18 protein-coding genes are annotated in these 21,691 nt (G+C 36.1%); 8 read left to right on the forward strand and 10 right to left on the reverse strand.

Annotation, left to right across the window (positions count from 1 at the left end):
• From UH1x_RS01385 to UH1x_RS01420, 8 genes are all read left to right on the forward strand, one after another.
• Window positions 1-1,455 carry an NAD(P)/FAD-dependent oxidoreductase gene (locus UH1x_RS01385; RefSeq protein WP_482624525.1) on the forward strand — a complete coding sequence of 485 codons (1,455 nt, stop codon included), beginning with the start codon at window positions 1-3 and terminating at the stop codon, window positions 1,453-1,455.
• A gap of 194 nt (window positions 1,456-1,649) precedes the next feature.
• Entirely contained in the window at window positions 1,650-1,844 is a 195-nt protein-coding gene (locus UH1x_RS01390; RefSeq protein WP_482624527.1) for a DUF6132 family protein, read from the forward strand.
• 167 nt (window positions 1,845-2,011) lie between these two features.
• Window positions 2,012-3,316, forward strand: a complete 1,305-nt coding sequence (locus tag UH1x_RS01395) for a TolC family protein (protein ID WP_482624529.1) — start codon at window positions 2,012-2,014, stop codon at window positions 3,314-3,316.
• Between the two features lie 32 nt (window positions 3,317-3,348).
• Window positions 3,349-4,431, forward strand: a complete 1,083-nt coding sequence (locus tag UH1x_RS01400; RefSeq protein WP_482624531.1) for an efflux RND transporter periplasmic adaptor subunit — start codon at window positions 3,349-3,351, stop codon at window positions 4,429-4,431.
• A 142-nt stretch (window positions 4,432-4,573) separates the two neighbouring features.
• Window positions 4,574-7,795: an efflux RND transporter permease subunit gene (locus tag UH1x_RS01405; protein ID WP_482624533.1), complete on the forward strand. Its 3,222-nt coding sequence runs from the start codon at window positions 4,574-4,576 to the stop codon at window positions 7,793-7,795.
• A gap of 60 nt (window positions 7,796-7,855) precedes the next feature.
• Window positions 7,856-8,041 (forward strand): YgaP family membrane protein, encoded by a 186-nt coding sequence (locus UH1x_RS01410; protein ID WP_299800202.1) that lies wholly within the window; start codon window positions 7,856-7,858, stop codon window positions 8,039-8,041.
• 278 nt (window positions 8,042-8,319) lie between these two features.
• Window positions 8,320-8,880, forward strand: coding sequence for a YeeE/YedE family protein (locus UH1x_RS01415; RefSeq protein ID WP_482624535.1), 561 nt, complete (start codon window positions 8,320-8,322; stop codon window positions 8,878-8,880).
• A gap of 1 nt (window position 8,881) precedes the next feature.
• On the forward strand, window positions 8,882-9,295 hold the full coding sequence (locus tag UH1x_RS01420; protein WP_482624537.1) for a DUF6691 family protein: 414 nt from the start codon (window positions 8,882-8,884) through the stop codon (window positions 9,293-9,295).
• Window positions 9,296-9,309: 14 nt separating this feature from the next.
• On the opposite strand, the gene UH1x_RS01425 is transcribed toward UH1x_RS01420, so the two are convergent.
• From UH1x_RS01425 to UH1x_RS01470, 10 genes are all read right to left on the reverse strand, one after another.
• Window positions 9,310-11,061: a hypothetical protein gene (locus UH1x_RS01425; protein ID WP_482624538.1), complete on the reverse strand. Its 1,752-nt coding sequence runs from the start codon at window positions 11,059-11,061 to the stop codon at window positions 9,310-9,312.
• The gene (locus UH1x_RS01430; protein WP_482624540.1) at window positions 11,054-13,267 is read right to left on the reverse strand and encodes a tryptophan-rich sensory protein; all 2,214 of its coding nucleotides are present in this window, start codon (window positions 13,265-13,267) and stop codon (window positions 11,054-11,056) included. Before UH1x_RS01430 ends, UH1x_RS01425 begins: the two co-directional genes overlap by 8 nt.
• Before the next feature lie 23 nt (window positions 13,268-13,290).
• Window positions 13,291-14,577, reverse strand: a complete 1,287-nt coding sequence (locus tag UH1x_RS01435; RefSeq protein WP_482624542.1) for a BatA domain-containing protein — start codon at window positions 14,575-14,577, stop codon at window positions 13,291-13,293.
• A 1-nt stretch (window position 14,578) separates the two neighbouring features.
• On the reverse strand, window positions 14,579-15,478 hold the full coding sequence (locus UH1x_RS01440) for a DUF58 domain-containing protein (RefSeq protein WP_482624544.1): 900 nt from the start codon (window positions 15,476-15,478) through the stop codon (window positions 14,579-14,581).
• A gap of 22 nt (window positions 15,479-15,500) precedes the next feature.
• Window positions 15,501-16,505 (reverse strand): AAA family ATPase, encoded by a 1,005-nt coding sequence (locus UH1x_RS01445; protein ID WP_482624546.1) that lies wholly within the window; start codon window positions 16,503-16,505, stop codon window positions 15,501-15,503.
• Between the two features lie 12 nt (window positions 16,506-16,517).
• Entirely contained in the window at window positions 16,518-17,138 is a 621-nt protein-coding gene (locus tag UH1x_RS01450) for a DUF4159 domain-containing protein (protein WP_159301521.1), read from the reverse strand.
• Between the two features lie 96 nt (window positions 17,139-17,234).
• Entirely contained in the window at window positions 17,235-18,551 is a 1,317-nt protein-coding gene (locus tag UH1x_RS01455) for a TldD/PmbA family protein (RefSeq protein WP_405413975.1), read from the reverse strand.
• Window positions 18,552-18,576: 25 nt separating this feature from the next.
• Window positions 18,577-20,217, reverse strand: a complete 1,641-nt coding sequence (locus tag UH1x_RS01460) for a TldD/PmbA family protein (RefSeq protein ID WP_036155444.1) — start codon at window positions 20,215-20,217, stop codon at window positions 18,577-18,579.
• A gap of 296 nt (window positions 20,218-20,513) precedes the next feature.
• Complete coding sequence (locus UH1x_RS01465) at window positions 20,514-20,957, reverse strand: hypothetical protein (RefSeq protein WP_482624549.1); 444 nt, start codon at window positions 20,955-20,957, stop codon at window positions 20,514-20,516.
• 31 nt (window positions 20,958-20,988) lie between these two features.
• On the reverse strand, window positions 20,989-21,570 hold the full coding sequence (locus UH1x_RS01470; RefSeq protein WP_482624551.1) for a nucleoside monophosphate kinase: 582 nt from the start codon (window positions 21,568-21,570) through the stop codon (window positions 20,989-20,991).
• Window positions 21,571-21,691: the final 121 nt, after the last annotated feature.

Consider the following 21,691-nt stretch of genomic DNA (forward strand, 5'->3'; position numbering starts at 1 on the left):
ATGTCAAAAATAGTCATATTAGGTGCTGGAATTTCAGGGCATGTTGCTGCTGCGCACCTTCGAAGAAAACTATCAAAAGAACATGAAGTTCTGGTTGTTTCACCAAATAGCAATTACCAATGGATACCATCTAATATATGGGTAGGTATCGGTCGTATGAAGTCTGACCAAATTCTATTTCCCTTGGCTCCATTATACAAGAAAAAAAATATAAATTTTAAACAAGCTCTTGTTACTACATTTCACCCAGAAGGTGATGCAGAAACTAAAAGTGCATATGTAAAGATTAAATACGTTACCGGTGAACAAAAAGGTAAAACCGAAAATGTCACCTATGACTATCTCATAAATGCCACCGGACCAAAACTAGCTTTTAACATGACAGAGGGTTTAAACCCTGGCACTAATAAAGCCTACTCTGTTTGTACCTATAGTCATGCAGAACATGCGTGGCATGCTTTAGATGATTTGATTCAACAAATGAAACAGGGCAAAAAAGCTAAAATTTTAATTGGTACAGGGCATGCAAAATCTACTTGCCAAGGTGCTGCTTTTGAATATATTTTAAATGTAGAACAAGAACTTAGAAGGCATAATGTACGTGATCAGGCTGAAGTAATATGGATTGCCAATGAGTATCAGTTGGGCGATTTTGGTATGGATGGTGTGCTACTTAGTTACGGTGACAACATTATGAAATCTAGCGAAATGGTTGAAATGGTTTTTGAAGACCGCGGAATTAAATGGATTCTTGGTGCCGGAGTACATAAAATTGAAGATGGTATAGCGCATTATGAAACATTAGATGGAGAGTATAAATCTGAAACATATGATTTTGCCATGTTAATACCTGCATTTTCTGGTCATGGTTTTAAAGCCTTTGATAAGAACAATGAAGACATTACCGAAAAACTATTTAAAGGTTTTATGTTGGTCGATGCCGATTATACCGCTAAACCATATGAAGAATGGAGCGTACAAGATTGGCCAGAAACCTATCAAAATCCATCATACAAAAACATATTCGCACCTGGTATCGCATTTGCCCCTCCACATGCAATTTCAAAACCTCGCGTAAGCAAAAATGGTACTTCGATATCTCCTGCGCCACCGCGTACGGGCATGCCTTCTGGTATTACCGCAAAGCTGGTTGCAGACAATATCATCGATACTATTAACGGAAAAAAAGATTTACACCATAAAGGTTCTCTAGGTAATATGGGTGCGGCTTGTATTGCTTCTGCTGGTTATGGCATGACAAAAGGTAGTGGCGTAAGTATTACCACCTACCCCATTGTACCTGACTACAACAAATACCCAGATACCCAAGGTCGTAAATTAGGTAAAACCTTTGGAGAAATAGGTCTAGCTGGTCACTGGCTAAAACTAGCGTTGCATTATGCTTTTATTTACAAGGCAAAAATGAAGCCTTTTTGGTGGCTAATTCCTGAATAATTTCAAATTCCACATCTTTCAAATTTGAAAGAATAAAACTTAAAATCTAGAATAATGACACAGAGAATATCGAAATCGAAACGCTTTTATATGATGAACCCCATAATCCAATTCTTTAAGTTCATTTGGTTAAGTATAAAAATCATGTTAGTAGTTGCCGGTGGTCACGGCGGTACTAGGAAAGCTAATTATTAATGAATAAGAAAACACTTCTTATTACCACTATAGGCATAGTCATTGGTGCTATTGCCGGTTACTTATATTATACTGAAATAGGCTGTCTAAGTGGTACTTGTGCAATTACATCTAAACCCCTAAATAGCACTTTATATGGTAGCTTAATGGGTGGTTTACTTGCTAATACATTTATTAAATCTCCTAAAAAGTAAACTGAATTTACATTTATTTTTCAATTGGTAGTAAAAGGTACTCTTTATAAAAGGGTGCCTTTTCATTTTTAAAAATTTGTTTTTTGAGAAAGAAATTTCCTTCGGTAACATTAGTTACTGTGCAGGCTGTTTTACCACCTTAATTTTGTCTCAAATAAATGAATACCATGAAATATAAATTAGGATGGATATTGTTGTTCGTCTTTTATTCTGGCTTGGCACAAGAAGTAAAATCTATTACAAAAGATGAAGTGCTGACCAAGGTAAAAGAAAGTAATAACACACTAAAAATGGCTGAACAAGATGTGTTAGTTGCCAGGGGTGATTTCAATCAGACCAATGCTATTCTATTGCCTAACATTAGCGTATCCCATACTGGTATTGCTACCACTAACCCATTAATGGCATTTGGATCTAAACTTAATCAAGAAATTTTGACCGCTGCAGATTTTAATCCTGATGTATTAAATGACCCAAGTCAAATAGAAGATTTTGCAACTCGTGTTGAAGTTCAACAACCATTAATAAACTTCGATGGCATCTACCAGCGTAAAGCGGCAAAGGCAAAATTGACCGCTACAGAACTTCAGTCTGGCAGAACAGAAGATTACTTGGCTCTTGAGGTTGAAAAGGCGTACATGCAATTACAACTTGCTTATAAAACCGTATCGGTCTTAGAGAAAGCTCAAGAAACTGCTTTAGAAAATAAACGTATTGCTAACAATAGTTACAAGCAAGGTTACTTACAAAAATCTGATGTTCTTTCTGTAGAAGTAAGAGTTACCGAAATCGATAATCAATTACAATATGCAAAGAGTAACATTCTAAATGCCAGCAACTATTTGTCTGTTCTAATGAATACTGATGAAAGTGAAATTTTAAAACCTTCTGATTCACTTTCAATTACTAGTTATGCTAGTACTACGGACATAAACTTATCGGAAAACAGAAAAGATATTTTAGCAATGAATTCTGCTACCGAAGCCTATAGACAAATGCATAAGGCAGACCAAATGGCTTTTTTACCTCGTTTAAATGCTTTTGGTACTTACGAGTTACATGACGATGATATTTTTCAAGGTCAAGCCCAAGGTTACCTATTTGGTGCAGAATTAAAATGGAACCTTTTTGAAGGTAGTAAGCGTTTTGGCAAATCTCAAAAAAGCAAGGCTGAATATGACAAATCTAAATTGCAATTAGAGCAGTACAAATCTGAAAGTCAATTAGAACTTAACAAAGCGAAAAGAGGTTTTGAAGATGCACAAAATAAACTGAAGCTGACAAAGCTGGCACTAGAACAATCTGAAGAATCATTGCGTATCCGAACCAATAGGTTTAAGCAAGGTTTAGAAAAAACTACTGATCTATTACTCTCTGAAACGCAATATTCTCAAAAGCAATTAGAGTATTATGCTACAGTTTTTCAACATAATTACGCCTTGGCGTATGTACAGTTTTTAACAAAAGAATAAAACCCTAATATCACTAAATACCATTCATAAAGATGAAAAATAATAAATATATAATCACAGCTATTTTAGGTGCTACAATCTTGCTCGCTAGTTGTGGCAGCGATGATAAAAAAGCAGTAGTTGACAACTCACCTGCTATTGCCGTTCAAACAAAAACCGTTTCGGAAGATAGTAGTAGTCCGTTTTTAACGGTTAGTGGTAAAATTGAAGCTGCCAAGAGTGCAAACATCAGCACTAGAATGATGGGGTACGTAGATAAAATATATGTTGGTGTTGGTGATAAAGTAACCAAAGGTCAATTATTAATTAGTGTTAATAATGCAGATGTTTCTGCACAACTGGCACAAGTAAATGCAGGTATTACCGAAGCTGAAGCTGCATATACAAATGCAGAAAAAGATTTTAACCGTTTTACGGCCTTATTTCAAGAAAACAGTGCTTCTCAGAAAGAGCTAGATGATATTACCGCCAATTACAATATGGCAAAAGCGAGAGTAGAATCTGCCAAGCAAATGAAAAACGGTGTCAACGCTCAAATGGGCTATGCCAATATTCGTGCTCCTTTTAACGGTGTGGTAACCAATAAATTTATAAATGCAGGCGATATGGCAAACCCAGGTATGTCTTTAATGGAAGTAGAATCTCCTGGTACCTACCAAGTACTTGCTATGGTGCCTGAATCTGAAATTCTTGCTGTTAAAAATGATACTGAAGTTAGCGTACAGATCAAAGCTTTGAATAAAAGTATAAAAGGAAAAGTTACCGAAGTAAGCACTTCTTCTAAGAACACAGGTGGTCAATACTTGGTAAAGGTCATTTTAGATAAAACAGATGTACAAATACTTTCTGGCATGTACGCTACGGTACAATTTCCTATTGCACGCAAAACAACAAGTTCTGCTGTAATGATTCCGGTAGAAGCTATAGTTAAGAAAGGTCAACTATCTGGCATTTATACGGTTAGCCAAAGCAATACTGCCTTATTACGTTGGTTACGATTGGGAAGAACTTTTGGTGATCAAGTTGAAGTATTATCTGGGTTATCGGCAGACGAGCAATATATAGTTTCTGCTGAAGGAAAATTATTTAACGGCGCCAAAATCTCAAATCAATAAACGAGTCTGGGTTAGGGACCTGCCTTACGGCAGGCAAGTTACAGCGAATACCCCACAAGCATTTTTATGCCGAGGAGTAAGAGCAAAAAGCCCGATCGCCTGTTTTTTACAGGTGGGAACACACAAATAAAATTAAGAAATAATGAAGGAAGGTTTAGCTGGTAAAATTGCCAAATTATTTATAGGCAGTAAGTTAACGGTACTTTTAATGATCGTATTCATGGTCATTGGAGTGTACAGTTCGTTTTTGATTCCAAGGGAAGAAGAACCACAAATAGATGTGCCTATGGCAGACATTTTTGTAGGCTACCCTGGCGCGAGTCCCGAAGAAGTAGAATCGCGGGTAATCAAACCTTTAGAGAAATTAATTTCTAACATCAAAGGTGTAGAGTATGTGTATTCAACATCTATGAAAGAACAAGGTATGGTCATCGTTCAGTTTTATGTGGGCGAAGATATAGAGCGTTCTTTTGTAAAACTATACAACGAAATTAATAAGCATATGGATATTATGCCGCAAGGCGTAACCTTTCCGTTGGTAAAAACCCGTGCTATTGATGATGTACCTATGCTGGGACTTTCCCTATGGAGTGAAAACTATGATGGGTATCAGTTAAGCCAAATGGCTCAAGAACTAGAAGGTGAAATCAAGAAAGTAAATGATGTTGCTATAACTCATAAAATAGGAAATCAAGACCGTCAATTACGCGTGGTTTTAGATAAAGACAAACTAGCCGCTAGCGGATTGGATTTCTTATCTGTTTCTGAAATGATAAAGGCAAATAATGCTCAATTGAGTTCTGGTAGTTTTGATAAAAATGATACGGAGTTCTTAGTTAATACAGGTAATTTTTTGGCATCGGTTACTGATGTTGAAAATCTTGTAGTTGGTGTTCAACAAAACCAAACTATTTATTTAAAGCAAATTGCTAGCATTATCGACGGACCAGAAATTCCTCAAAGTTATGTTTCATTAGGTTTTGGTCAAGCAAGCGATAAGGTATCAGATTACAAATCTGAATACCCTGCCGTTACAATATCGGTAGCAAAAAGAAAAGGTGCAGATGCAATGAAAATTGCCGACATCGTTATTGATAAAGTTGAACACTTACGTACTACGTTAATTCCTGATGATGTTCATGTAGAAATCACTAGAAATTATGGTGAAACGGCATCCCACAAAGTGTCTGAACTTTTATTACACTTAATAGGTTCTATAATTGCGGTAACATTAGTTGTGATGCTGGCTATGGGCTGGCGTGGTGGCTTGGTAGTATTCTTGTCGGTACCTATTACGTTTGCCTTAACATTGTTAAGCTATTATATGCTTGACTATACATTGAACAGAATTACATTATTCGCTCTAGTTTTTGTAACGGGTATTGTGGTAGATGATTCCATTATTATAGCCGAGAATATGCACCGGCATTTTAAAATGAAGCGCTTACCCTTTAAACAGGCAGCCCTCTATGCAATTAACGAAGTTGGTAATCCTACCATCTTGGCAACATTTACTGTAATTGCCTCTGTACTACCAATGGCATTCGTATCTGGATTAATGGGTCCATATATGGCACCTATGCCAATAGGAGCTTCTATTGCCATGATTTTATCACTTTTTGTAGCATTGACAATAACACCTTATTTAGGGTATATTTTCTTGAGAGAAAAGGATAAAAAAGGTGAAGTAGAAAAGGTAGAGAAACCTTTAGAAGATACATTTATCTTCAAAATTTATAATAAATATGAACGCCCACTTATTGAAAGCAAAAGCAAACGTTGGTTGTTTTTAGGTTTGACTTTTTTAATGCTAATGGGATCAATGGTACTATTCTTTACCAAATCTGTAGCTGTTAAAATGTTGCCTTTTGATAACAAAAACGAGTTTCAAGTGGTTATTGATATGCCAGAGGGTACTACCCTTGAACGTACAGGTGTAGTTGCTCAAGAAATTGCTCAATATCTATCTACTAGACCAGAGGTTGTTAATTATCAAAACTATGTTGGTACCTCTGCCCCTATTACCTTTAACGGATTGGTACGTCATTATGATTTACGTGGTGGTAGCAATATGGCAGATATTCAAGTAAACCTTATTGATAAAGACGAACGTTCTGCTCAAAGTCATGATATTGCGAGTTTACTGAGACCGGATATCCAAAAAATAGCTGCTAAATACAACGCCAATGTTAAGTTGGTTGAAGTACCACCAGGACCTCCTGTACTTTCTACCATTGTAGCAGAAGTATACGGACCTGATTATGAGGAACAGATTAGAATTGCGAATAGTGTACAAGATATCTTGAAAAACACTGATGATGTTGTTGATATCGATTGGCTGGTGGAAGCTGACCAAACGGAATATAAATTTGAAATTAACAAAGAGAAAGCAATGCTTTATGGCGTGGCGCCACAACAAATTGCCTATACTATGAACATGGCTTTATCTAATAGAGCAATCACAAATTTATATGATGAGAATACAATAGACCAAGTTGGTTTGGTACTGGCTTTAGATGAAAAAGAAAAATCTACTATTACAGATATTTCACAACTGAAAATTACCTCTAAACAGGGTAACATGGTGCCTATTGCCGATTTAGTAGATATTAAAGAAACTATAAGCGCAAAGAGCATTTACCGTAAGAACCAAAAGCGTGTTGTATATGTAATGGCAGATATGGCCGGAGAATTAGAGAGTCCCGCATACGCAATATTAGGTATGGAAGAAAAGCTTAAAGAAATTGTGCTACCAAAAGGATATCAAATTACAGAAATGTACTTAGGTCAACCTGAGTTTGAAGATGACTATACCGTTAAATGGGATGGCGAATGGCAAATTACACTTGAAGTATTTCGTGATTTAGGTATTGCCTTTATGGGTGCCATCATCTTAATTTATATTTTAATTGTAGGATGGTTTCAAAACTTTAAAGCACCTATAGTAATGATGGTTGCCATACCATTATCTCTAATAGGAATCATTTTAGGTCACTGGATCATGGGAGCATTTTTTACCGCTACTTCTTTTATTGGTATGATTGCCCTTGCAGGTATTATGGTGCGGAATTCGGTACTACTTATAGATTTCATTAATCTTCGTTTAGCCGAAGGTGTGCCCTTAAAGCAATCTGCTATTGAAGCTGGTGCAGTAAGAACAACTCCTATTCTATTAACTGCCGGCACCGTGGTAATTGGCGCTTTCGTAATCTTATTCGATCCAATTTTTCAAGGTCTGGCTATCTCTTTAATGGGCGGTACTATTGTATCTACAGTTCTTACATTATTGGTGGTACCATTGGTGTATTATATGATCGAAAAGAAAAACTATCCAGAAACGGATAACACAGAAATTAATAAATAAAAAAAATAGGATTCAACAGCGCAACTATTGTGTTGTTGAATCTTCTAAAAATAGAACAACATGTTAAACACATATTTTAGAGTTATAGTAGGTACAATGGTTTTATTAAGTGTTGTATTAGCTGTTTATGTAGATATAAACTGGTTATGGTTTACAGTATTTATAGGTGTAAATATTATACAGTCGGCTTTTACGAAATGGTGCTTATTAGAGACAATTCTTAAAAAATTCGGGATTAAAAATTAGTAGTAGTATTATTTCATGTGCTATAAAATGTGATTAGTACTTTGTTAAAGTTGCAATGCACGTTTTATTTTAAAAAAATAAAACGCAAGTCAACATATCTTCTCATAACATACCATATTTCAGAATTTTACACTGACTTAACCTTATATCGCACTAAGGTTTCTTTTCAAAAAGTAGTAATTCATTTTAGTTAATGTCATTCTTATGTAACCTTAGTTACATAAGAATGACTTTCTTTGCGCTTTCTTTAGCGGTTTTGAACTTGAATTAAATTGAGAATGAATTTACTATATGATCCATGGCCGTGGTATGTGGCCGGACCTTTAATTGCCTTAACCATGTTTATCTTATTGTACATAGGCAAGCAATTTGGAATGTCATCTAACCTTAGAACCATGTGTTCCATTGGCGGTGCAGGCAAATACTCTGATTTCTTTAAGTTCGATTGGAGAGCTCAACGATGGAATTTAGTTGTTGTGATCGGTGCTATAATTGGCGGCTTTATCGGTTCTCAATTTATGTCCAATAACAAGGTTATTATAAACCCTGATGTTGCGCAACAACTTTCAACTGATTACGGAATTGAAAGTGCCGACGAAGCATATTTACCAACTGAACTTTTTGCTACAGAAAACCTTAGCGACCCTTTTGTATTGGCTGTTTTAATTATTGGAGGATTCTTAGTTGGCTTTGGTGCTCGTTATGCTGGGGGTTGTACCAGTGGGCATGCCATATCTGGCTTAAGTAATTTACAGTTGCCTTCCCTAATTGCCGTTATCGGTTTCTTTATTGGTGGTCTAGTCATGATTCACTTGTTATTCCCTCTAATATTCAGTTAATATGAAATATATAAGTTATTTGACCATAGGTATCTTTTTCGGTATCATCATGTATAAATCTGAAGCTGCATCGTGGTTTCGTATTTATGAAATGTTTCAGTTTGGGTCTTTCCATATGTATGGGATTATAGGCTCTGCCCTTGTTATCGGAGTAATCGGTGTGCAAATCATCAAAAAATATAAGATAAAAGCGATTGGTGGTAATGAAATGAATTTACACCCTAAGACTAAAAGTATTGCCCGTTATTTAATTGGTGGTATTATTTTCGGATTAGGTTGGGCATTGGCTGGTGCTTGCCCCGGACCAATGTATGTACTTGTAGGTGCTGGCTACTACTCTATTCTGGTTGTTATTGGTGGAGCTCTTTTAGGTACTTTCGTTTACGGATTGGTAAAAAATAAATTACCTCATTAAATTAATAAAGTGGTTCAGCCTTCGGCGGATAGTTTTGGTGAAAGCCATAACCACCCTACCCCTAATAAAAAGAGGATATAAAATACTAATAGAGAAACAGGACGGTCCACAACAACCGTTCTGTTTTTTAGCGTTTCTTTTTCAAATTGATTTTTATTTGCTGCTATGTTCTCGGTACTTTTTAAAGCCTTCCAATCTTTATGTTCAAAAACATAGTATGAGAAGTTCGTACTATCATTTTCTACTTGTATTGAATTCCACCCTGTTTTCTTCGGATAAACCGTACCTGAATAGTGACTAGGAAGCAATGCATTTTGAACAAGCAACACTGAAATACTATCTTCATTTATAATACCGAACTCCTCTAAATTTGTTCGAATCTCAAAATGAAAAGGCTCGTCTTTTCTAGGTAATTTCGTATTGGATTGCCATGAAACTGCCTGCCCTTTCTTTTTTGCTATCTTATCTAAAATGGTGGTCCATACACCATGGTATACTTCACTTTTACCATTCAACAAAAGCTGATAACTATTTAATACTGTAGTTGTTGCAATTTTACCATTTCCTATTTGTCTATACGCTGCCAAGTTTGATGTTCCACCTAAATGAATTGGCTCTACTAATAATTGTTCATTAAACTGATACGGGTACTTTTCTGTTTCTGCGGCATAAACTGGTAATTTCACAGTGTTTATCCTATCACGTTTAAATTTAAAATAAGCCTCGCTTCTGCGGCTATTAAACAGAAAATCACTTGGTTGAATAAATAGTCCTAAACCTTGTTCTTCAATACTTGTTTCAAACCTTTTTCTATTCGTATTTCCAAATCCCGTATAAGTTTCAGCATCAACAATTACAATATCAAAAGTTTTAAGGGTCTCTTTCGTAAACTGATATATAGGTCGCGTAGGCGTATTGAAATATTCAAACTTATATTTCCCTTTTGTCAACTGACTTCTAACAATAACTTCATGACCAAATTCAGCCAAGAAATTCTTTAGGTATTTGGTCTCAAACGTGGGGAAGGTATTTAAAATCAAAACCCGTAACGGTTCTTTTCTCATCACCTCTATAGGTATCGAATTCGTTTCTAAAACAACGCCTGTGCTATCTTTAACAGCTAATTGATATATATAAGCTCCAGCTACTTTTGGACAAGTCTTCAGGTTAAAATCTGCATTCTTATCTTCAGTAATCTGAATAGAGTCTAACCCGTTATTCCTTGAATCTTGTAGTATTAAAAATGACTTTTCAATTGGTTGAGAATAACTGCCAGAAACCTTTAATTCTTCACCTAATACAAGCTGATCCGTATAGTTCAGTTGTGTTACTCCCATTGGAGCAGCATTAGGAATGTAGGTAGTTGGAATACTATCGAACAAATAAAAATCATACGGTTCAATACCATCACCTAGTACAATAACATTGGTAAGTGAATCAAGCTCTTTACGAATCGATTTTTTAGGATTATAATCTAAAACCTTTAATCCCTCATAACGGTTTAAAAGACTGTCTTTTACTACGGCATCAAAATTATTGGTCAACACTACTGCCTGACTATCATTAATTTCCACCTCTTGTGTAGGCTCTAGAATTAACATAGCCAGTGCTAAGACAGTCATTAAAGCAACAATAGTATTTACTACAAACCGACCACTACGCTTGGTCTTCCATTCTTTCCAAACATAGCTATTAAAAACTACTAATCCGCCAAGTAAGATGGAGATCATGAGCTCTTTTTGCATAAATGAGAAGCCATCAATCATACACCTTTAGTTGTTTTAGAAATAGTGAATTGATTTCATCTGTATATTCTTTTTTAGTCCCAGGTATTTGTGGTGTTTTGGGTAAGGCTGCTAATAATCCTTTTTGCACGAATTTATAATTAGCCATTGTTCGCTCCGTATTATTTTCAATTCTTTTTAAACCCTGTAACACTCGTAAATACTTACTTGGGTTAGCTATGGCCAATTGAGCCAATTCATTTCCTGCAGCTGCAAAAAGGGCATTATCAGCCTCATTAAAAGTGCTTTCTTGCTGTATAAACTGTTCTAAGCGAGCAACTGTACTCTCAAGTGCTTCAAAAGGATTTTCCACCTCTTGAGATTCGTTTTTTCTGTAATTTTCAATATCCTTTATTTTACCGGTAAGTCTGCTGTCCTCCTTTATTGGTGGTGGATCAAAGCCTATTCTGTGTACATAAATACGGGCACTATTCTTTATTTCTTGAATGTATTTTAAAGCTTCATATTGAAATGGCAATGACTTTTCTGGCTCGTTTAATCTTAGGTGTAATTCGGCATCCCACATGATACTTAATGCCTTTCTTAATTTTGTTTTCAAAGATTCTTCAAACAGAGTAGACTCCTCAGGATCATCATGATTATGAAGATAGTCGTGTAATGGATCTTCTGTTTCTTCGGGATCATTTTCTTCATGATGTTCATGCTGTTTTACCAAGTTATGCTCGTTATCGCCATCATGGTCATGCATGAATTCTTTTATTACATTTTCTTGATCTTCAGCATGATCATGATCCTCACCTTCTTCATCGCTTTCGATCTCAGCTGGAGCTTCTTCCATTTCAGATTCATCGCCCATAAACTGACCATATTTTAAGCGCAACGCTTTTTGGTCAAACCCCAGTTCATTACTTCTCGACTTAAATTCGGTCATCGTAATGCTCGGTTTGTCTTTTATTAGCTTCTCGGTATCTATAATAAGTTGACGCTGACTTCTAAAATAATCGGGCATTTGATCTACGCCCAAGGTTCCTTCCACACCATATTGCTCACCAACCGTATCTTTAATTACAGCGAAGTAGGTTTCGCTACGCGACACATTTCGTTTAGGCTGTTTTTCATCAAAGGCTTCAATATAAAAATAGAGTTCATCGCCCATTTCCATTTTCAAGGCATTTAAATCTAGTGTTTTTGTAGCCCTCACCGATTTCACACCTTTTGAAATAGTTTCCTTAAAATTCAATTTTTCTTCTCTGAACTTGACCGATTCTCCCGATCCTTTACTTACGGTTGCTATGATATAAGCTTCGTCAATTCCGTAATCATCAGTAATTGCGCTTTGCAGTTGTACCACCTTTTTATCAGAAAAATCAAAATACGTGTACTGCTCCAATCCTAAAATCTCTATTTCTGGCGGATTATCGGGTATTGCTTCCAACGAGAACAAATCCGAAGTAAATTCAATATTGTCTTCATTCTTGAATTTAAAACTATAAAAACCCGATGCTGATAACACTTGCTTAATGCGATATCCTTTTTCACCTTTTTGCAACGGAATTAGCTCCCCCATTCGGTCTAGATAGACTTCTTGAACAGGATTATCAAATTCCAACAGCCACTGAACCGTAGCACCAGCAATCGTCTTTATGTTTGGGTCACTTAAAGCAATTGTACCTTTTCGGGTATAGGATGGATAAGTAACACTAATATCTTGACTAGAAATTTTTGGAATGATGGACTTCTCACTAATACTATCTGTTGCTATAAACTGAATTTGTGTTTCATTAGTAGCATTCCCTAAAACGTTTTCTACGCTTTTAAACAAGTCTAATTTCTGAACCACAATACCAAGTAATACCAACCCTAGCGTAACCAATACCGCTTGTTTTAATTTGTTAGGCGGATGAATAGCACCTAGCCTTTTGCTAAGCTCTTCTGATACTTTATAGCGTTGTAATTTGGCGAGATTTGATAATGAATCTTCTGGCTGCAACAATAGTCCTGTACTAAACGATGCTTCATCTACATGTGCATCCACATAAGTGCCTGTGGTAGCTAAATTATGTTTCCAAGGCTTCTGTATAAAAAGCACTGCGACTACCGCAACTACAAAGCTTAAAACGCCAAGCCATAGATTTTTAGATGCTAAATAAAAAAGAATGGCAATACCAACAGCATACAAGACAGCTTCTGCGTATGACAAGATTTGCCATCGCCTGTGAAATTTCATCAAGTGTAGTTTACCTGATTCCATTACTGTTTTCGTTTATAAGCCACAAAGCGTTCTACAATCAATAATACTAGCAGAACAATCCACAAATATGGATTCAAACTCCAGCTGGCTTGGTGGGTTTTAGATGTGCTACTTTCTATAAAATTCGTTTCTAAATCTGCTTCCGTAACCGAGCGAATATCAGTATTAGCTTGTAGTTCACGTAGCTCTTCATCGACATCTAAAATGCTTAGTAGGTTCTCTGTTAATCGCCCAGATAACGCATTTTCTGTAGTGATTCTTTTTGATATATAAAATGTATTTTCATTTTCACCATTTGTTATAAGTGAATTAGAAATGGAATCGTTCTTAAATATAAGTGTCTTTCTAGCTGAAACCGGAGCAGGCTTAGTATTCAACCAAATCATTAAATCCGTTTCCTTATTCTCCAATAGTTCGCTATCTAAAAAACTTTCGACTTTTATTTCTCTATTTAAGTAAGTCGATAAAGCTGCCAATGCTGCTTCAATATACCTTTTATCTGTACTTAGACTATCGGTATACACCAAAGAAACTTCTAAAGCAGATTGTTGAATTAAAGGAATTTTTACTGAACTTAAAACCTGTAAACTATCACCATTTGATGTCACTTGGTATGCATCTCCTATTTCAATAGTCTTCTTTGCTATTTTTGAAATTACCGAACTATTGCTAGCTGTAAATAATGTAACACTTTCCTCAGTCTGATATGCTAGTAAAGGCTTCTCAAGATTTTTAGCATAATCCAAAACTATCCAATTGATATCATGATTGGTTTCTGGTCTGGCTCCTTTTAGTCCTTTTGCATATCCATGGGTAAAAACAATAATACTATCAGTTTTCAATGCATTCATTTCAGATGCTAATGACCAGTAATCTGCACTTCTAAAATCTTGTGAATTGGCATATTCAACATCGTTCTTAGGCAAACCTGATTGTAACAATCTTATTTCTTGATTAGCTTGCAAATCAGTAAAACGAGCCATAAAATTTTCATTCTGGGCTAATTCAGGTTCAATAACATAGGTCAGTTTACTATTGTTCACCTTTGATTGCCATTGCGGTTTTGCCATGACCAAAGTGATGAGCGAAATAATTGCCATACGAAGTAGCAGCAACCACCATTCGTTTAATTGAATACTACTAGATTGTCTTGATTTTGATTCTGATAGCAGTTGAACACTACCAATTTTTATAGTTTTCGCTTCCTTTTTACTCCATAAATGGATGGCTATCGGAACCAAAAGTCCCAATAAAGCCCATAAATACGAAGGTTGTGCGAATGACATATTAACCGAGTCTTTTACGTTGTTTTAAAAATAATTGTAATGCTTCACCCAAGTGTGCATCCATACGAAAGACATGGTGATCAATGCCGTTTGAAAGTAATTCGTCCTTAACTTTTTTCAATCTACTATCTAGAGCAGCCAAATATTCTGTTTTAGCTTTTTCGGTATCTACTTTTACTCGTGCCCCTGTTTCCCAATCTTCAAAAGTGATGTTTGGACCGTAATTAAAATCCATTTCAGCTGATCCCATCACTTGTAGTACCACAACTTCATTTCTGGCGGATTTTAATCCTTTGATAAACTTTGAAATCTCCGCTCCTGTTTCATACATATCGGTCAAAAAGAAAATCAATTCTTTTCCTCCTCTATTCGGAATTCGCTTATTAGAAATATGGGTTTCTGGCCATTTACCAGAATTAGAAAGATTAATTAATTCTAGCAGCAACCTGTTGTAATGCTTTTTATCTGCTTTAGGGTAAATACTGACCACATCACTATCGTTGAGCGCAAATAGACCAACAGAATCTCCTTGCTTATGAGCCATATATGCTAGTGTAGCCACCAAGACGCGTACAAAGTCAACTTTAGACAAGTCCTTTTCTTTATGCAGCATTGAAGCACTGGCATCGACAATAAACTTAATGGTTACCTGACTTTCTATCTCTGACTGTTTAATGTAATACCTGCCCGAACGTGCCAACATTTTCCAGTCCAGCAATCGTAAATCGTCACCGGGTTCGTAACCTCTGTATTGACTAAACTCCATACCAGGACCCACACTGGCACTTCTATTTAAACCGGACGTAAAGCCCTCTACCACAATACGTGATATCAAGGAAAGTCCCTCAACCGTATTGATGACCTCTGGTTTTAATAAATTGTGATAGTCCTGTTTTGCCATGTACTCGATAATGGAGCGTTCGTTACTTGCCTTTTATTTCTATCGCATTCAATAAATGTGATGCTACTTTATCTGAAGTTATGCCTTCTGCCTCTGCTCTAAAGTTGACCAAAACTCTATGGCGAAGCACTGGTAACGCTACACTTTTAATATCGTCTAACGTAACCGATAACCGACCTGATAACAATGCATTAGCCTTTGCCGTTAAGATCATTGCTTGACCTGCACGCGGACCTGCACCCCAGTCTACCCAGTCTTTAACATAAGAATCTGTTGTGGTTTCCGGTCTCGTAGCACGAATCATATCACTCACAAAACTGATGAGTGCATCGCTTATAGAAACTTCGCGAACTAACTGCTGCAATCGTACAATATCATCACCAGAAATAACCTTATTCAGTTTCTTTTTTATACCTCCGGTAGTTGCCTTTAATATGGTTTCCTCATCTTTTTGAGTAGGATATCCAATTTTTATATATAGCAAAAAACGATCTTGCTGTGCTTCTGGCAAAACAAAGGTTCCCGATTGTTCTATAGGGTTTTGTGTTGCTAGAATGAAGAACGGTTTATCTAAGGGATACGTTTTATCTCCGTAAGTAACCTCAAATTCTTGCATTGCTTCCAATAATGCCGCCTGAGTTTTTGGCGGTGTACGGTTTATTTCATCCGCTAGTATGATATTAGAAAATATAGGTCCTTTATTGAACTTAAATAACTTTTTACCTGTGGTATGATCTTCCTCCAATATCTCTGTACCTATAATATCCGAAGGCATTAAATCGGGCGTAAACTGTATCCTTTTAAAATTTAAATCGATTGCATTTGCCAAAGTTCTGATCATTAAGGTTTTTGCCAAACCGGGTACTCCTTCTAACAAAGCATGACCACCGGCTAAAAACGTAATCAATAATTGCGATACGGTTTCTTCTTGACCTATAATCACCTTTCCTATTTCTTGCCTTAAAGCATTCAATTTACCGGAAAGCATTTCTACCTCATCTGCAATACGCTGTAATTCTTTATCCATTCAAAAATGTGTTTATGAGGTTAGGGCGTACATGACGATGTTTACCCCAAACCGTGTATTGTCTATTTTATACCAACGTTTATTTCTAAAATCATAATCCCATTCGCAGCCGTAATCTTTATTACTGTACAACACCCCTATTCTTCCATTGATGACAATTGCCTTTAAATAATCATGCACTAAATCATCTCCCCAACCGTTCAGCTCTTGTGATGTGGTTGGTGGTCCATCTTCAAAGTCAAAGAATATGGTATAGATTTCGTGGTCGTTGGGTATTTTTTTTAATGCGGACGGACCAAATATTTCTTCCATCTGCCTTTCAAAAGATTTAGCGAACAATCCGTCTATATCATGATTGCAATCATCTGCAAAAACGAAACCTCCGTTACGCACATATTTCTCAAAATTCTCTTGTTCCTTTTTAGTGAACTCCACCAATTTATGTCCTGAGATATAGCAAAACGGACTCTTAAAAATATCATCGCTCGCTAGTGTGATTATCTTTTCTTGGGTGTCTACTTTCAAGGTGGTGTACTCTACCAATGAATTCAACAAATTAGAAGGCATACGTTGATCCACATCCCAATCGCCGGACTCATACTGTAATCTCGTGAAGAAAAATTCGTTGCTCAAGGGCAATTGATTTGTGTTTTTATTCCGATAGAAAAAAGAAAAAACTGGTTGTCGTGACGTGTCACAAACAACCAGTTTAGATATTCATAATGTCATTTATACGGCATCTGAAAGACTGGTGAACGTAAAGTCACGAACCTTCATATATGGTATTAGATTACCATTGATACGTACTTGCTGCCCAAGGGTTTCCAAATTGTTTAACATGATGATCGGACTCTCATTAAACCTGAAGTTTTTTACAGGATATTTAATTTCTCCGTTCTCTATGTAAAACGTTCCATCCCTTGTTAGTCCCGTATATAATAAGGTTTGTGGGTCAACGCTACGTATGTACCATAAACGTGTTACCAGAATTCCCTTTTTGGTACTTTTGATCAATTCTTCTAAACTTGCATCGCCACCGGTCATAATTGCGTTAGACGGAAAAGGAACTGGCTCTACACCTTTCTCCTTTGCCCAAAAACGATCATAAGCCAAGTTTTTAACGACTCCGTTTTCAATCCAGCTTGTCTTTTTAATTGGTTGCCCTTCGCCGTTCCAAGTTGCTGTAGGCACTTCCGGATTCAATGGATCTGAATAAATATTAACGCGTTCGTCAACTATTTTCTCGCCAATTTTATTTTTACCATCTGGTGCAGACATAAAGCTTCTACCTTCATCTGCAGAACGTGCATTTAATGATCTAAACATATTACGCAACAAATCTGCCGAGGCAGCCGGTTCTAATATCACTGTATATTTACCTGGCTCTATTGCTTTTGCTTCTCTAGATAATACTGCCTTGTCGATTGCGGTTTTTGCAGCTTCATCAGCATCGAACTTATCAACATCGTTAAAATCTCTTTTAACCCAACCAGAACCGGTACCGTCATTGGTACGCATGGTTACCGTAAAATCGACATCTGTAGATTGGTTGTAAGCGAACAATCCCTTAGAATTGATCATTGCATTAAAACCAGCGGAATCATTTAAAAAACCTGCTGCAGTAACATCTTTTGCATCTGCAGGAACAATACTGCTGCTCGCTACTTCTGCTCTATATTCCGGAGTTACATTGGCAGTTGATTCACTATATGTAATTGCTTCATCATACATTTGCGGACCTAAAGGTTCCATAAACTCAGGATTCTCAGGAGATAATTGCGCCAATTCCTCGGCTCTTCTTACTACCTTTTCCAATGATGCATCATCGAATTCATCTATAGTTGCCGTACCTGATTTTTTACCAAAACTAGATTGTACCGCCAAACTTTGATTAGAACTGTACCCAGATGTAGATACCGTATTTCGTGCATATCTTATATTACCGCTGTTATAACCGCTTAAATTTATCTCGCAGGTATCGGCTTTGGAAAAGCTCAATGCTTTCTCCAATATTTTTCTTGCTTCTTCTTTTGTATAAATTGCCATTGTTGTTCTTTTTTGGGTGAAACAATTAAATGTTTCTACCAGTGTTAATTACGTTTACATCATTGAACCTGGCAGTAGAACTACCATGAGATACTGCGCTCACCTGTGAAGGCTGCCCTTTACCATCGAAGAATGTACCGAACAAACGGTAATCATCTTTATCGCAAATCTTAACACATGAATTCCAAAACTCTTGGGTATTTGATTGGTATGCTACATCTTCTAACATGCCCACGATTTCACCATTTTTAATTTCATAGAAAACAGTACCACCAAATTGGAAATTGTAACGTTGCTGATCTATTGAATATGATCCACGACCCGCTATATAAATACCTTTCTCTACATCTTTGATCATTTCAGAAATAGAATATTTCTCTTTGCCCGGCTCTAAAGAAACATTAGGCATACGTTGAAACTGAACATCGTCCCAGCTTTGTGCGTAGCAACAACCGTGAGATTCCTCTTCTCCAATCATATGTGCTTGGTCACGTATCGCTTGAAAATTCGTCAATACTCCGTTACGTACCAAATCCCACTTCTTGGCTTTCACTCCTTCATCATCATATCCAACAGCTCCTAAAGAACCAACTTGCGTTTTATCTGCAACAAGGTTTACAATATCGCTACCGTATTTAAAATTGCCCGATTTCAACTTATCTAAAGAGGCAAAACTAGTACCGGCATAATTTGCTTCGTAGCCTAATACACGATCTAATTCTAATGGGTGACCTACAGATTCGTGAATAGTCAATCCAAGGTGATTCGGCTCTAATACCAAATCATATTTACCGGCATCAACGGACTTTGCCGTTAGTTTTTCTTTAGCTTGTTTCGCTGCCATAGTAGCATCTTCTACCATGTCATAACTATTTCTGTATAAACGTAACCCTGCAGGACCTTCAAGTTTTTCAGATTCTAATCCGTCTAAATACTCATACCCCATACCTACGGGTGCACTCATATTCTCTCTAGTCTTAAAAGTACCCGCAGCTTTATCAACTGCAGTAACTCTCAAAGTAGGCCACAAACGATGTATATCTTGATCTATATAAGAACCATCGGTAGATGCAAAGTATTTTTGTTCATTTACCATGAATAAAGCGGAGTTCACAAAGTTTGCTCCGTTATCCAAAGCGGCTGCATTTGCGCTTAATAAAAGGTCTACCTTTTCTGAAACAGGAACTTCTTTAAAATCTTTCTTGATCGGTGTTTTCCAAGAAACTTCTCCGTAAGCATTTACGGGAGCCAGTTTTACCGGCTCTTTTTGAATTTTAGAATTTGCTTTGGCGATTGCAACAGCTTGTTCTGTTGCTTTTTTAATACCGTCTTCGGTAACGCTATTGGTTGAGGCAAAACCCCAAGTTCCATTAGCAATAACACGAATACCGATACCGAAAGATTCTGTATTTACAACATTCTGTACTTTATCTTCCCTAGTGAATACATATTGGTTCAGGTACCTACCAATTCTGGTATCTGCATATGTTGCTCCTAAAGATTTGGCTGTGTTCAATGCCACATCTGCCATTCTCTTTTTTACCAAGGTATCCATACCAGGTTCTAGTAAAGCCTCCGTGGGGATGTCATTTCCTAGCAATAATGATGGCATCATTAGTGCTCCGGCACCCAACCCGGCGTACTGTACAAAATCTCTTCTTTTCATGTGTTAGTTTTATAGTGTTTCAATGTTGTTAGCGTTGTTCTTTAAGAAAACAACTATTTCTAAGCTTACCATATGTAATAAGGACAACTCGCGAATATCCCTTTTTACGGTTAGTTTGAAATATGTAACTGAATTCGTGCCCTCTAAAAATAGTTAGGCTTTTGAAACTATTATGTTAACCTTAACATAAATTATAACATTCAATACCGCTTTTGAGAATAATATAAAAATGGGGCATTGATTTTTTGTTCTTCGGAAGGGTAGGAAAGGAAATTGAAAATTGGATGTAAGGATAATTATTTAACTAAACTGATTCGACAAGGAAAGCCGTACTGACCCGCAATCGGTTTATTATTTTTGTCAACCAATGAAAAATCTGGTAACAATGGATTCAATAGATGTACAATTTGAGATTTTACTGTTATTTCATCAGTTTGAATTTCATAATCGGAAATTAATCCTTCCTCATTAAAGTAAAATTTAAACCAAATTTTATATTCTATCTCTTTACTTTCTATTATTTCCCAATCAAAGTATTTGAAAATATAGTCCGTAATTTTTTTCTTCGAACATGAATTATTATCCCAACTATTTGATAAGTCTTTGCAGTCCTTGTGAACAAAGTATTTGCCTGTCTCCTTTTTATACTCTGATTTAACCTGATTAAAAACTAAAGTATCTTGTGCAAATAGTTGCATACAAATCAATACAAAAATCGAAAACAGAAACTGTTTTTTCATAATTAAGGATAACATTCTAGATGAGTAAATGTTAAATACATTCTTTTATTCGCTTGTTTATATATTCAGAATTTAAAAGAGATAAATAATCCAATTCAATTTCTTTCCATTCCACCGATGTAGCAACACCTTTAATGATATTTATATTTTCTCTTCTTTTTTGAAACATGTTTATCCATTCGTCCGCTAGTTTATTACCGAATTTATCTAGGTACTTTTTATTGATTGGAAACTCGAAATGATATTTCATAAATTCCAAGTAGTCTTTATGCCTAAAAAACCAAATCTTGTTTAAGACTATATTTTCATTAACAAGAATTTTTTGTAATTCATAAAACTGCTCCAAGACATTGGGATAAAATATAAACAATAAATTTTCAGAAGATTCTCTTAGATTTTTGGTGATTAATTTTTCGATAAGCTTACCATCAAGAAGTTCTTCATTATTTATAATTTTCTTTACTTCACCACCTATTTCACTTTTACTCTGAGACTCTTTTCTAATTATGTTTTGAATATTAAATATTTGTAGGTTCATAGTTTCAGAAATAATTTTGGAAATATCATTTTTTGAAAAACCCCAATCCACAAAGAGTATATCTATTTCTCTCATTTTTTTAGTTCGTTTTTTTTCCAACTAAGCAACAGATGTACTACACCAACAATCAAAATAAAGACTAACACTTTACCAGTTATTCCAACTAATACTTGTCCAAAATTCATTCCTAAACTCC

The organism is Maribacter sp. UH1 (genome assembly GCF_056839145.1).